A 14,486-nucleotide genomic window follows, 5' to 3' on the forward strand; every position below is an offset into this window, starting at 1 on the left:
CGGTTTACTTCACTTTAATGTTCTTGAAGATCACCTTGCTGGCGGCTCCCCTGATGTTCACCCTTCCCGGTATGGTCGTGTATCCACTGACCGCACTGTAATCGTTGCTATACCCTCCGGAGATGGTGACACCCTGTGTCAGCGTCAAAGGTGGAGTCAGCGTAATAAGCCCTGCCTGGGCGTTGATCACCCCGCCTGCGGTAACGAATGAAAGTGCGCTGGCCAGATCGGCATACCCGGTCGTGCTGATGCGGAAAGGCGCAAAAATAGGGGCTATATCGACAGTGTTAGATGCAGAACTATACAATACACCATTGTATGCTACTACCGAAAAACTGTACGTCACGCCGCTGGTCAATCCGATAACAGTAATTGGACTTGAAGTCCCTGAAACCTGGATATTGCCGGGATTGGCTGTAACAATATAGCTCTGAATCGGGCTGCCGCCGTTAAAGGTCGGAGCGCTGAAATTGACGGTTGCTTCGCCGTCCCAAGGGGTAATGAAATTGAGAGTTGGAGCGCCGGGAACGGTGGCTGCGACGGTTCCGGTAAGGGAAAGCGTAAATACCGGGTTGGACGCATTGGAATTAATAGTCAGGGTAGTGCTTTTTGATCCGACTGTCGTGGGTGTAAAGGTGGCCACAAGTGTACATGAACCCTGGGGAAAATCAGCCGGCAGTGAAGATGGGCAGGGTGATGTCCCGCCTGGCTGAATATCCAGCTCAGAGGTATTTCCGGTAGTGCCGGCAATTGAAATGGTAACAGTGCCCGGGCCGCTGTTGGTGAGGGTAATCTCCTGTGTGGTGGCACCGCTTCCAGCGTTGACGGTCCCGAAATTGACAGGTGAAGGTGTCGCACTGAGTGTACCGGAGGTGGCCGAGTACTCGAATGCCATGCCCAGGCTGTCCGTATTTGGCACCATGTGGCTGAAGCTCGGATTGTAGAAGGTCTTGCCTGTCTTGCTGGCATTGAGGGTGATGTTGCTGTCGCTGGAAACAGCATCAGGCAGTGCAAAGATGCCGTTGGCAAAGGTGCTGCCGCCCGTCACCAGGGTGAAGGCATCATTGGCATACTGTACCGTGTAGCTGTGGGAAGGGGTGGACGATGCTGTCATGGTCACGCCGCTTTGCGGCTGCCCCAGGGTGTCGACCACCATCCCGCGGATGAAGGTTGTATCTGCGGTCAGAGGCCATCCAATCGAGCCGTAGTCGGCGGCCGACATCAGGATAAAGTTGGCCAGGGTGCTGTTCTGGTTCAGTTGGAGATCCTGGCTGTAGGCGGTGCGATAGTCGCTGGAGATAATCTCCAGGACAAAAGGGGCGTTACCAGGCACACCCAGGTTGAATTTGCCATTGCTGTCGGTCAGGGCCGGGTTGCCGATCAAGGTTCCTCCTGTCAGGGAGTAGGCCGAGGCCTTGGCTCCCGCAATCGGAAGATTGAAGCGGTTGATGGCGATTCCGTTCACCGTGATGGGGGCGCTGGCTGGGGTAAGGTAGATGCTCCCCAGGCTGAGTTTACCATTGAGGACATGGTACGTGCGTGAAGCATTTGTAGCAATGTTGTACCCTGAAGCTGCCGTAACGGTGAGGGTAACGGTCGTGCTGATGGCTGTGGAAGAGATATCTTTTACATAAAATTTACCGTTGGCCGATGTGGAGCTGCCTGCTACGGGATTGCCGCTGCCGTCATCGTACATGATGGTCCCGGCAGTGGTGGAAAGGGTGGCTCCACTGATCGGCTGGCCGGTCATGCCGTCTCTGATTACCCCACTAATGACGGCGCTTGCCGTTCCGAAACCCCAGGTGGTAAGTTGGCCGCTTGGGAACAAGGTGTAGGGACGATTGGTCCGGTCCATGTTGCTGCCGGTTCCCATATTGCTGCTGTAGGTTTCAATATAGGAGGTACCGCCACTGAAGCGAAGGTAATAATTGGTCCCTTGTAAAAGGTCTGCAACGGTAAAGAGCCCATTGGAATCGGTGGGGACCTGGCCGACGATCTGATTGGCATCGGTGAAGAGTGTCACGTTGTTTCCGAAAACTGGAGCGACTGCTGAATCGAGCACTTTACCGGTGTAGGTGTAGCTGGCCGAGCTCGTAGCAATGCCGATCCTGCCCTGTGAGACGCTGTCGGCTGCAACCAGGAAGTTTCTTGAGCCGCCGTTGTAGCCGGACTTACTGGCGGTGACCGTAACCTGTTGACCGGCCGGGACATTGAGGATATAGAAACGGCCGTTCGCGTTGGTTGCTGTTAAACCGCAGTTAACTGTTCCGTTATTGTAACAGATCGTATACGGGGTGCCGGTCCCGTCGGATGCCGACAGGGTTACACCGGGCAGGGTCATGAGCTGGTTGGCGGAGGATGCCACCCGGCCGGCGATGGTCCCGGTATTAGGGGTGTGGGTGATACTTGCCTGGGTGTACCAGGATGCCACATCTGTTGAAAATTGCAGCGAGTACGGGCGATCACTGGTGTCAGAATCCTTGTTAAAGGACATGATGCTTGTGGTGGTTGTCACATAATCCGTTTTAGATATTCGCAGGTAGAAGGGGGTCTGGGACGGTACGCTGATGTTGAACATGCCGTTGACATCGGTGCTGGTGGCGTTGAGGATAACATTCCCGGCATACACATCGATCTGGGCACCGAGCAGTGCAGCGGAGCTGCTGTCGGTGACCTTGCTGGTGTAGGTGACCGTGGCGGGGATCGGCGGCAGGTTAATAGTGGCCGGTGTCGTTTGACCTGAAACCACGTTGTAGACGGTTACGGGGGTGCTGGTCCGGTAGCCTGTGGCGCTGATCATGAGTTTGTAGCTTCCCGGATTGATAGCTGAAATCTGGAACCCACCGTCAGCAGTGGTGAGCATCGATGGGACCCCGCCGACCATGTTGTTGGAGGTGTCCAGCAGCTGTACGGTCGCATTGGAGACCGGCTGGTGGGTGGTGGCGTTGACCACGAAACCGGTGATGGTGCCGCTGTTGGGGGCCGTGTTCAGTTGTGCGTCAACAATCACGGGAGGGCCGACGGTAACATTCAGCATCTGGTTGTATATCTGGGACTGGTATCCGGGGCCGGCACTGAAGTAGAGCCGATAGTTGCCGGCCGGGATGTTGTTGATGGCATATGCGCCGCTGCCGCTGTCGGACGGAATTGCCGGAAAGCCGGCCATCGGTAAGTTGCTAAACGCGTCGAGCAGTACGGCATAGGTGCCGGCAATGCCGTTTGTGCCGTCACGGGTGACCTTGCCGCTGATGCTGCCGCTGCCATAGGTGAAATTCGTGCTGGCCTGGGTGCTGTTGCCGTTGGCGTCCTGAAGGGCGACGGTCCAGTTGTAATTGAGACCCGCCTGGGGGGTGAAATCTGTACCGCTTGGATTCACCGTCAGGGTGCTGCCGGGCATGTTGTAATACTGGTCGGAGTTGAACCAGCCATTGGGAATATTCAGCCAGAAGTTGTAGGTGTAGGGATATCCCGGAGTCGGGCTGGGCTGGCCCCAGGTAAAGCTTACGGAAGCTGGTGGTGGCGCAGCATTGACCCCTTTCGGTGAGACCGGTACGGCAAAGTCATCGAGCACCCCGGTCACTGGGCTGTTAACGGCTTCCGAAGTGTCATCGGAGTAGCCGACGGTAAAGCTATAGTTCTGGCCGACGACCGGGCGAAACACATTCGAATAGTCGAACTGGTAACCTCCCCACTGGCTGAGTCCTAGATCAACAGGGCCGGTGACGTTTGGTCCGCCGTTCAGGACCACTGTCACGGGAAGCTTGATCAGGCTGCTGGCTTCGAAACGCAGATTGTACAAGTCCGAGCCGTTGTAGATGCCGTGTGTGGTGGCGGTGGTGACCGATGCGTTGGCTCCGTTAAACGCTATTGCTCCGATGTCCAGCGGAGTGCTGGATACGGTAACCGATCGTTCACGGTTATTCGGGCTGCGGATGTCTCCCAGGTCGATCCGACCATTGACGTTATTGTCGATAAAGGCAAAAACCATATAGTTGCCGGGTGGAACGCCGCTGACAGTGAATGCTTGCGGATTGTCCAGCGGAGCAGGTATCAGCGTAAAGGCGAGCGGAGCACTATTGGAAGGGCTGATCCCGACAAAGAGGGGACCGGTTGCCGTTGCGCCGGACAGCGAGACGGTCCCTGATACGGTGGTGCCGCCGGATGGTGGATTGATCGTAACCTGAGCCGATGTAGCGGCAGCGCTTTCCGCTGCGCCGATCACTGAAGTAACGGCGAAATAGAGTTGGGAAGTGTTTGTGAGACCGGAGACAAACTGGTGCCCGTCATCACGGGCCGGTATGCCGGTAACATGCCCTCCTCCTGGCTCCCCCCAATGATTCAGGACGTCAATGTTTGTGCTCCAGTAGACGTTGTAGGATTGTGCGACTTCCATATTGTTGGTCGAGGGTCCCTTCCACATGACCAGGGCCGCGCCGTCACCCGGCGTAACTTCGACTCCCTGCGGTGGCGATGGGGTCAGCGCACCAGGACCGGCCAGTGGCACAGCCACCCCGGTAAGGTCGGTTCCGCTGACCGTGACGTTTGCCTGTCCCTGCGGGTAGATGGCGTTGGCTACGCCGTAACCGATGGTATCCAAAAAGGCCTTTATTATATAACTGCCTTGTTGCTGGATACCCCTGATCGTGAAAGACCTGGACGGAGAAACCGTTGATGCGTCTATGCTGGTGCCGAGTCCGGTCGAGCCGTATTGGTTGTATACGGAAAGGTAGACACGGCCGGTTTTGCTGCCGGTGTAATTGACGAAACCGGAGATGGAAGTCGCCCAGGAGGTTCCGGCCGACAAGAACATCACGCAGAGAAGGGTAACTACTGTCAAGAAGTGCCTGACTTCTCTTTTCATTGATGACTCCTTTTAGTGACTCGGTTTAATGAAAATCAGAATAAATTATTAAGTGTGGCTTATTAGCGAATGGTAGGAAAAGATATGAAGATTGTTACCTTGTGGTGGGAAAATTTGCAAGCAAATTAATTCACATAATTACTGGGTAACCTGCTGATAAACCTGATTGAATTATTCCAGCAACAACAAGGGATAATAGCGTTGGCCCACTCCTTGCTCTATCTACGTATAAACCCCCGGATTCCAGCTCAAACAGCCCGATTTTGTTCATTTAGTATGCAATAACACATGTACGGTGCCTCTTTGTTGGGCGCTGTTGACACGACAACCACACATCACCAGTTCCTCTCGAAACGTATAACACACCGGAGTGTTTATGAAAGAAGCACCAGACCGGCATACCACAAAAGTCATCGGCGGAAAACTTCCGACTCTGACAAACGGGATACGTACATTTACCAATGAATTTTTGTTTGAAAATCCGCTGAAAATAAGTTCTGAGATGTTAAAGCAGTTGGCCTACAATGAAAAAATGGCCGAGTTGGGCAGGATATCCGCCGGCGTCGTGCATGAACTGAATGCTCCGCTCTCCGTTATCACTTCCGCCTCGCAGCTGATCCTGCGCGAAGAGGAGTTGTCGGAATTTGTGCGCGAGATGGTGGCCCGGATCAACAGTGAGGCGCAGCGGCTTTCGCAGTTGACCCGGGGACTTTTGAATTTCAGCAGCCATGATGACACCCCCGGTGAGCTGGATGTCAACCTGACGATCGTGTTTATCCTTGATTTCCTGGCCTACGAGGCGGCCCAGCGCGGCGTCAGCATCATCAGGACTCTGGACCACCACCTGCCGGTTGTTACGGTCGATGGCAACGCCCTCAAGCAGATCCTCCTGAATATCATCATGAACGGTCTGCAGGCCATGGAGCCGGACGGTGGCCGGATGCTGGTCGAATCAACGTCCCTCAACGACCACGAAGTTGCCATCATCATATCCGATACCGGTTCCGGCATACCGGCCGAAGCGCTGGATACGATCTTCGAACCGTATTTCACCACCAAGAAGCCGGGGGAAGGTACCGGGCTGGGGCTGTTTGTCACCCGGAAGCTGGTGGAGAACCTGGGGGGGAAGATCAGCGTTACCAGCGAAGCGGGGCAGGGAACCGCATTTACCATTACGCTTCCGACCGGCGAATAATCGGGAAAATGATGCAATTCGGCAGTCAAGCGGGGTTTACAGGTAAAACATCTGCGCGTAACGTATGATGTGCCGTGACGGTTGCAACAGGTGTATAGAATAAATATGCAGGGCATTGCTGCGACAAGCACTGCTTATTGACAGTGATATCAAGGTGTTATAAAAACAAATCCTTCCGCATCGATACGCGCGGTTGTATACGGACTGTATACGTATCACCGCCCCGCCGTCACTCCTATCCCCATAATTAGGAAGCTGCTAATTAAATAACTGCTGTTATTCAGGCATGTTATGCCGAAGGTTTCAAATAGGTGCTTTCTTGGCACGCTCGGTGCTTTAGTTTATATGCAGAGAGCATCTGAACTATTCAGAGCTACAAGGCGCGTAACAGTCATCAAAAAAGGAGGATGTCATGAAAACCATGTCAGCATTTGTACTGTCCCTACTGGTAACCGGATCATATGCATGTGCTTCCGGCGGAGCTGAGGTTGAAGGCCTTGGGTTTATGGCGACATTCTTCATTGCCTTTGGTGTGTTGATCGTCATGTTCCAGTTCGTTCCCGCGCTGATACTTCTCGGCGGGATGCTCAAGGGGATCTTCTCTCCAGCCGACAAGAAGGCCACGGTTGCCAACAGCAAATAGGCCGCGTGCACGTGACACGAGACATCTGATACAGGCATATCATTCAATAAAGGAGAACAGCCATGAACGCAAAACAGACATTGACAGCAGTGTGCAGTGCCGTTGCCCTCAGTCTTGTTACCGGCACCGCAGCCCTGGCCTCAGGGGGCGTAACCAATAAGGTTTTCATAAGCGGTCCCCTGATTCTGCTCTTTCTCGGATTCTGTGCCCTGGTGGTTGTAATTCAATGCGTCCCGGCAATTATCATGCTGTATGGCCTGATCAAAGGCGTCGCCAGCGACAAGGAAAAAGAAACCGTCAAGGCCAGGTAAAGCCGGCACGGGTGGTATCCTGTGCCATCAAATCCGATGAGATTTGGAAAGGAGAAGTCCGGTAAGGAGGTGCTTCATGTTCCAGTTATTTTCAGCGCTCGGTGAATTCAGGGAAGTTTTCACCATGGTAGATTTTTACCAGTACATCAAAAGTGTTGAATACCTGATCTGTGTTGCCTTTTTCGTAGGATTTCCAATGTATTACCGCTGTATCAATAAAAGCGAGGAAGGTGACGCCTCTGATGATCACCGTTAGCCCCGCGGTTGGTCTTCTGGATGTTCGGGGTTCCGGTTGCACGATCCGCCGTTTATTGCGGGACACATCATTCCAGCAACACAGCACTGTTTGACGATGCCGCCATGATCCTGATTTCATTCAGGGGATGGCGGTTTTTGTGTATTGCTACAAAAACCACCGGCACCCTTGCACTTTCACCTGCTAATCATTATTATCTGACTAGTGAAAGCTACTGAACACCATTCAGGCGAGGACGATAATGAATACACTCAAGACAACATTTTTGATGGCACTGCTTACGGTATTGCTGGTCACTCTGGGGGGCGCTCTGGGAGGCCAGGGGGGCATGGCCATTGCCTTTGTGATGGCCGCCGGCATGAACTTCTTCTCCTACTGGTTCTCGGACAAGATGGTGCTCTCCATGTACGGGGCCCGGGAGATCAGTGAAGCTGACGATCCCCGTTTTTACGGTATCGTGCGACGGCTGGCACAGCGGGCCGGACTGCCCATGCCCAAGGTCTATCTGATTGATACGGATACACCCAACGCCTTCGCCACCGGCCGCAATCCACAGCATGCCGCCGTGGCTGCCACTTCCGGCATCCTGCGCATCCTTACCGAGGATGAACTGGCCGGTGTCATGGCCCATGAACTGGCCCACGTCAAGAACCGCGATATCCTGATATCGACCATTGCGGCCACCTTTGCCGGGGCGATTACCTATATGGCCCACATGGCACAGTTTGCCGCCATCTTTGGCGGCCGCAGCAGCGATGATGACGAGGGGGGCGGAATCTTCGGCATGATCCTGATGGCCATCCTGGCCCCGATTGCGGCCATGCTGGTACAGATGGCCATCTCCCGCTCCCGTGAATTCGGAGCCGATGCCGGCGGCGCCAGCATCAGCGGCAGCCCGCTTTCGCTGGCCAATGCCCTGCAGAAGCTTGAGATGGGCAACCAGCAGGTTCCCATGGAGGCAAACGCCGCTACGGCCCATATGTTCATCGTCAGCCCGCTGACCGGGGGGGGCATGATGTCCCTGTTTTCCACCCATCCGCCCATGGCCGAACGGGTGGCCCGCCTGCAGGAGATGTCACGGATGCGCACCTTTTGAGCGCCGCAGGTTCGACCTCATCCAATCCCCGCCAGGCAGCCTGTTCCGTACTGCTCCGTATCCACAAGGAAGGCTGTTACGCCGATCAGCTGATGGATCGCGAGTTGACAGGCGGAAAGCTGAACGGTCCGGACCGTGGGCTGTTCGCCGAGTTGGTGTTCGGCGTGCTCCGCCGTCAGGGCACCCTGGATTATATCCTGACCGGCCTTCTGACCCAGCCGCTCCTCAGGCTGGAGCCCCAGGTATTGATCTTTCTGCGTCTGGGCTTGTATCAGCTGATGTACCTCGACCGCATCCCCGAGTCGGCTGCTGTCAATGAATCGGTCAACCTGGCCAAGCAAACCCTGCCCCGCGCCAGCGGCCTGGTCAATGCCGTCCTGCGAAATTATCTACGTAACAAGGATACGGTCACATTCCCTGATCCGGTTGCCGCCCCGGTCGACTCGATAGCTGCCCGGCATTCACATCCGGCCTGGCTGGTGAAGCTGTGGTTCAGCCAGATCGGGGAAACTGAGACGGAGCTGCTGGCCGAGGCCTCATCCCGGCAACCCCCCCTGACACTGCGTGCAAATACCTTGAAGACCACCCGGGACGAACTGCTGCAGACCTTTGCCGCCAATGGCATCTCTGCTGCTGCCTGCCGTTATTCACCTCACGGGATTCAGGTCGAGGGTCGTCACCATATCCCCGGTCTGCCCGGTTTTCGCGAGGGCTTGTTTGCAGTCCAGGATGAGGCGTCGCAGATGGTCGCATTTTTGCTGGATCCGCAACCGGGGGAGCGGGTGCTGGATACCTGTGCCGCTCCCGGCGGCAAGGCGACCCACCTGGCCCAGCTGATGGTCAATCAGGGCGAGTTGCTGGCGATGGACAACTCCGCTTCCAAGCTGCCGTTGATACTGGAGTCATCCGTAAGGCTGGGCATTACGAACATCCGTACTCGCGCCGCCGACCTGCTGCAATCAGCGGCGTTACCAGCCGCTGCCTTTGATCGGGTCCTGCTGGATGCCCCCTGTTCCGGTCTGGGTGTCATTCGACGGAATCCTGAGGCCAAATGGCGACTGACGCCTGACGATATTACCCGTCTGGCAGCTGTTCAGAAGACCATGCTGAAAAATGCCGTCAGGCTGCTGAAGCCGGGCGGGGTGCTGGTTTATTCAACCTGTTCGACCACGCTGCAGGAAAACGAAGAGGTCGTGCGCGATTTCCTTTCACGCCACAGCGATTGTGTGATAGAAGACCTGAAGAAGGTCTGCCCGGAGTATCGTGAAATTTTTACAGAGGATGGCATGTTCCGTGCTTGGCCACATCGCCATGGCATGGACGGGTTCTTCGCGGCACGACTCAGAAAAAAGACATGAGGACATGTATGAAAAAGATCGCCCCTTCCATCCTGTCTGCAGATTTCTCCCGACTGGGGGAAGAGATCCGCGCCCTTGAAGCGGCCGGTGCCGACTATATCCACATTGACGTGATGGATGGGCACTTCGTACCCAACATCACCATCGGTCCGCTGATTGTTGAGGCCGCCCGGCGGGTGACCCCGTTGCCGCTGGATGTGCACCTGATGATAGAAAATCCGGACCGCTATATCCCCGACTTTGCTGCAGCCGGCGCCGACATCATCGTTGTGCATGCCGAGGCGGTCAACCACCTGCACCGTACCGTCCAGCTGATCAAGTCCCTGGGCAAACGTGCCGGTGTCTCCCTTAACCCGGCCACACCGCTCAATTGCCTGGATTATGTGCTCGATGACCTGGACCTGGTGCTGCTGATGACGGTCAATCCCGGTTTTGGCGGGCAGAGTTTCATCGATGCCTGTCTCCCCAAGATTCATGCCCTGCGTGCCATGCTGGACCGGCGCGGCAGCGAAGCCGAGCTGGAGGTGGATGGCGGCGTCAAGATCGACAATATCGCCCGCATATCCCATGCCGGGGCTGATGTCTTTGTGGCAGGCAGCGCCGTTTTCGGTAGCCCTGATTACGGAGCAACCATTACCGAAATGAAGCGATTGGCACAGGAGCCGCTGTTATAGGGTACAACTACCGGATAGTTTATACGCAGGTATTGGGGTAGAGTTCATGACCATGTCTAATAGTGTGCTGATAATAGATGACTCGGAAGCCATCCGTGAGCGGATCATCAAGACCCTGGAATCATTCAATCTTTTTGTTCGTTATTACGAGGCTGAAGACGGGTTGGAAGGTTTTAAAAAGCTGCTCTCTTCACCGGTCGATATTATCCTGTGTGATCTGGAAATGCCGCGCATCGATGGTTTCAAGTTCCTGAACATGATGAAATCACGTCCGGACCTGCAGGATACACCGGTCATCATGCTGACCGGCATGGATGATCGCGATCTCAAAATAAAGGGCCTGCAGCAGGGGGCCAGCGACTACATCACCAAGCCATTCGATCCGGATGAACTGGTGGCACGTGTCAAGATCCACCTTAAGATAAAAAATCTGCAGGATGACCTGAAGCGGACCAATGAACTGCTGCTGGAGCTGTCCAACACCGACCACCTGACCGGACTATTCAACCGCCGTTACCTGATGGAGGCGCTGGATAAAGAGATTCAGCGCAGTGTCCGCAAGGGGGGCAACCTGTCCCTGATCATGCTGGATATAGATCATTTCAAGCAGGTAAATGATGTCTATGGTCACCTGCAGGGGGATATCGTCCTGCAGAAGGTCGCTGTCCAGTTGCAGAAGGAACTCCGCAGTTATGATGTCGCTGCCCGTTACGGGGGGGAAGAGTTTATCGCGGTGCTGCCGGATGCGACCCTCAAGGAAGCGGTCTTTGTAGCCGATCGCGTACGTATGTCGCTCCAGAAGGCCAAGTTCAGCGGTGCGTTGACAAAACTGTCACTGACGGTCAGTCTGGGAGTTGCCCTCTTTTCAACAGCTGGACCAACCACGGTGGATGGTTTCATCAAAATGGCTGATGATGCCCTTTACCGGGCCAAGGCCAATGGCAGAAACCGGGTCGAGTGCGCCGAATAAGATTCCGTAACAAGGTTCGTGCAGGATGGAAATGTATACGCAATCTGATCGCCTGAGTCGATATATCGGGTTGTCGGTTGCGTTGTTTTTTAGTAAGTTAGAAATCATATCTGCGGCTTTAGTACGGATGGAAAAGGACTACTCGTGAAACGATTATTGTATGGTGCTCTATTCTGTCTCCTGGTATCAGCGGGCATCTGTCAGGCAGCGGCTGCACCCTTGAAAAAGCTGGATAAACCTGCGCTTTCGGAGAATTGGTTCGGTATTTATGTCGATAATGAACGGGTAGGATTCTACCGGCAAAAGATCTCCGAGACCGCTGACGGCTACCGCTTCGAAGGGGACGGCAGCGTACGCATGAAGGTCATGGGCTTTTCCAAGGAAGCCTCCATGAGGGAAACGTATCTGGTGGCAAAAAATCTGACCATGCGCTCATTTGAGGTGGAGCAGACCATCAATGGCGTTTCATCACGCGTTTCGGGCAAGGCTGCAGACGGAAGGGTGCGGGTAAAAAGTGAACATAACGGTAAAATAACCGAAAAACAGCTCAAGTTTAAAGGTGATCTGTATCCGGGGCCGGCCCTCAACATATTCCCGCTGATGCGCGATGCGACGCCCGGCAAAATCTACCGGACCACTACCTTCGATGCGGAAGAGGTCAAGACCAAAGAGGTCAAGATCACTGTGCTGGGTGAGGAGAATACCCCCGATGGCCAGCCGGCTCTCAAGCTGCGCAATGACCTTTATCCCTTTGTCAGCAATGATATCTGGGTTGATGCACAGGGCAACACCCTTATCGAATCGGTTCGCGACGGTCTGGTCACCACCAGGGCCGAGAACCCGAAACAGCTCGGTGCATTTGTAGGTGAACTGGTGCTGTCCAAAAAGGACCTGATCTACGATTTCAGCCTGGTACGGGTTGATCCGCCTATTCTCGACCAGGCCAAACTCACCGGTCTGGCTGTGGAGATCAGCGGCTGGAATGAAGCCCTGCCGCTGCTTCAGGAAGGGGGCCAGTCCGTGGATAAAAGCGGTGAAGGGCGTATCACCGTACGAACCGGATCGGCTGTTCTGCCGGTTCCCGCGCCCGCAGCAGCGGTCGCAATGGATATGTACCTGAAGCCAGCGGACAAGATCGAGTCCGCTGCCCCCGAGATCATTGCAAAAGTAAAGGAGCTTGCGGCCGGCAAAAAGGATGCGCGGGAAATTGCGCACGTGCTGGCAGCATGGACAGCCGACTGGCTGAAGGATACGATCGAGGATGGCGGCAGCGCCCTGGTCAGCCTGAAGGAACGCACCGGAAACTGCCAGACCCATGCCCGTCTCTACACTGCCCTGGCACGGGCTGCCGGTATTCCGACCCGCTTTGTATCCGGGCTGGTCTACCAGCAGGGCAAGGGGTTCCTGTATCACAGCTGGGCAGAAAGTTTGCTGGCTGATCGCTGGGTCGCTGTCGATCCGACTTATAACCAGCTGCCGGCCGATCCGACCCATCTCAAGTTCTTCGAAGGGCACACCCAGGAAGACATGGTCCCGATCATTGCCATTATCGGCAGGATCAGGATTGGGGTGCTGGAGGCGAAATACAACTGAATTTCAGTGCACATGCAACACAAAAAAAAGGCAGAAACCAAGGGTTTCTGCCTTTTTTGCGTCTGACAAGCCTTCTCCGCACGGTTACTCCTGATATCTGGAATTCCCTGCGTGCCTAGCGCGCCTTTTTCAGCCGTTTGCAGAGCGCCGACTGGGTGATGCCGAGCAGGCGGGCGGCTATGCTCTGGTTGCCGCCTGCCCGGGCCATGGCCTCTGTCACCAGCAGTTCTGCGCCCTCGGCAAAGGTCGGCAGGTGCTCGAAATTCGTGAAGGGGTTATTCTCCGAAAGTTCTGCAACAGCCGGGCTGACCTCTACCCCGGGGCGGTCGATCACCTTGAGGAACGATTCCATGGAGAGGATCCGGTCGCGGTGGATGCTGACAGCATCGTAGACCATGGCCCGCAATTCCCTGACATTGCCGGGAAAGCTGTAGGTGGCGAGCAGTTGTGCCAGCTCCTTGGGTGGTGTCGGCTTCTTCTTGCCCAGTTCGCGCGCCGCCTCGTTCAGAAAGTGGTCGAGCAGCAGCGGAATATCTCCCTTGCGCTCCCTGAGCGGCGGCACCTGGATATGGTGGGTGCAGAGCCGGTAATACAGGTCCCGCCGGAAGGTACCGGCAGCCTGCTTTGCCGCCAGATTCTGGTGGGTGGCAACGATCACCCGCGCCTTGAGCCTTTTGGGCCGGTCGCTGCCCAGGGGGAAGTACTCCCCTTCCTGGAGCAGGCGCAGCAACTTCACCTGGGAGGGGATGCTCAGGTCTCCGATCTCATCCAGGAAGAGGGTGCCGTCGCCGGCTTCCTCCACCATGCCGCGTCGGGCCTGGTCTGCACCGGTAAAGGCGCCGCGCACGTGACCGAAGAGGGTATCGGCGAAGACCGTGTCGTCCAGGCCGGCCACGTTGACCGCTACCAGCGGTCCTCGGCAGCCGCTGAGGGCGTGGGCGGACTGGGCGATCTGTTCTTTGCCGACCCCGCTCTCCCCGCTGATCAGCAGCGGTTGCGGACTCTGGGCCACAGCCTCGATGTAGGCGAAAATGCCGTGCATGGCCCGATCGGTGGTTACGATGCTGCTGAAGGTCCGGGGGTGTTTCAGCGCACCCGTCAGGATGCAGTGCGACATCTCGCGGTTTTCACGCTCCAGTTCAATCATTCTGACGGCCCGCATGACGCCGCCCATCAGCCGGTCTTCCTCATCGGTTTTGACGTAGTAATCGAAGGCCCCGTTCTTGATGCAGCGCACCGCAGTCTCAAGCTGATTCAGGCCGCTGATGACGATGACGGCGATCTCGGGGTGCTGCTCGCGGATCAGGGCCAGCAGCTCTTCACCCCCCAGCTGCGGCATAACTAGATCGAGCAGGATCAGACCGATCTCCTCCCGCCCAAGGATTTCCATCACCGCACGGCTGTCCTGACAGGTGATCACATTGGTGATGCCGGCGCAGCGCTCCAGGCTGACGGAGATGGACAGATGCCAGGCCGGCTCGTCGTCTACCAGCAGGATGCCGAACGATGGATAGGGGGTGTCGTTCATG

Annotated in this window: 11 protein-coding genes; 9 read left to right on the forward strand and 2 right to left on the reverse strand. The window is 55.9% G+C overall.

What is annotated here, in order from left to right; all coding sequences use genetic code 11:
• Positions 1-4 precede the first annotated feature (4 nt).
• Positions 5-4,861 (reverse strand): carboxypeptidase regulatory-like domain-containing protein, encoded by a 4,857-nt coding sequence (locus tag ACOCF6_RS14575; protein ID WP_482461061.1) that lies wholly within the window; start codon positions 4,859-4,861, stop codon positions 5-7.
• Between the two features lie 376 nt (positions 4,862-5,237).
• Between ACOCF6_RS14575 and ACOCF6_RS14580 the strand changes: the two genes are divergently transcribed.
• The 9 genes from ACOCF6_RS14580 to ACOCF6_RS14620 all read left to right on the forward strand — a co-directional run bounded on the left by ACOCF6_RS14580 (position 5,238) and on the right by ACOCF6_RS14620 (position 12,957).
• A complete protein-coding gene (locus tag ACOCF6_RS14580; protein ID WP_482461062.1) occupies positions 5,238-6,056 on the forward strand; it encodes a sensor histidine kinase in 819 nt (272 codons plus the stop codon).
• A 412-nt stretch (positions 6,057-6,468) separates the two neighbouring features.
• The gene (locus tag ACOCF6_RS14585) at positions 6,469-6,699 is read left to right on the forward strand and encodes a hypothetical protein (protein WP_482461063.1); all 231 of its coding nucleotides are present in this window, start codon (positions 6,469-6,471) and stop codon (positions 6,697-6,699) included.
• 62 nt (positions 6,700-6,761) lie between these two features.
• On the forward strand, positions 6,762-7,010 hold the full coding sequence (locus ACOCF6_RS14590) for a hypothetical protein (protein WP_482461064.1): 249 nt from the start codon (positions 6,762-6,764) through the stop codon (positions 7,008-7,010).
• Positions 7,011-7,086: 76 nt separating this feature from the next.
• Entirely contained in the window at positions 7,087-7,266 is a 180-nt protein-coding gene (locus ACOCF6_RS14595; protein ID WP_482461065.1) for a hypothetical protein, read from the forward strand.
• A 241-nt stretch (positions 7,267-7,507) separates the two neighbouring features.
• A complete protein-coding gene (gene htpX, locus ACOCF6_RS14600) occupies positions 7,508-8,362 on the forward strand; it encodes a zinc metalloprotease HtpX (RefSeq protein ID WP_482461066.1) in 855 nt (284 codons plus the stop codon).
• Positions 8,359-9,720, forward strand: coding sequence for a 16S rRNA (cytosine(967)-C(5))-methyltransferase RsmB (gene rsmB, locus ACOCF6_RS14605; RefSeq protein ID WP_482461067.1), 1,362 nt, complete (start codon positions 8,359-8,361; stop codon positions 9,718-9,720). The genes htpX and rsmB overlap by 4 nt, the downstream gene beginning before the upstream one ends.
• Before the next feature lie 8 nt (positions 9,721-9,728).
• Complete coding sequence (gene rpe, locus ACOCF6_RS14610) at positions 9,729-10,394, forward strand: ribulose-phosphate 3-epimerase (protein WP_482461068.1); 666 nt, start codon at positions 9,729-9,731, stop codon at positions 10,392-10,394.
• A gap of 46 nt (positions 10,395-10,440) precedes the next feature.
• Positions 10,441-11,364: a diguanylate cyclase gene (locus ACOCF6_RS14615; protein WP_482461069.1), complete on the forward strand. Its 924-nt coding sequence runs from the start codon at positions 10,441-10,443 to the stop codon at positions 11,362-11,364.
• A gap of 144 nt (positions 11,365-11,508) precedes the next feature.
• On the forward strand, positions 11,509-12,957 hold the full coding sequence (locus tag ACOCF6_RS14620) for a transglutaminase-like domain-containing protein (protein ID WP_482461070.1): 1,449 nt from the start codon (positions 11,509-11,511) through the stop codon (positions 12,955-12,957).
• A 115-nt stretch (positions 12,958-13,072) separates the two neighbouring features.
• On the opposite strand, the gene ACOCF6_RS14625 is transcribed toward ACOCF6_RS14620, so the two are convergent.
• On the reverse strand, positions 13,073-14,485 hold the full coding sequence (locus tag ACOCF6_RS14625) for a sigma-54-dependent transcriptional regulator (RefSeq protein ID WP_482461071.1): 1,413 nt from the start codon (positions 14,483-14,485) through the stop codon (positions 13,073-13,075).
• Position 14,486: the final 1 nt, after the last annotated feature.

Source organism: Geobacter psychrophilus, assembly GCF_056821595.1.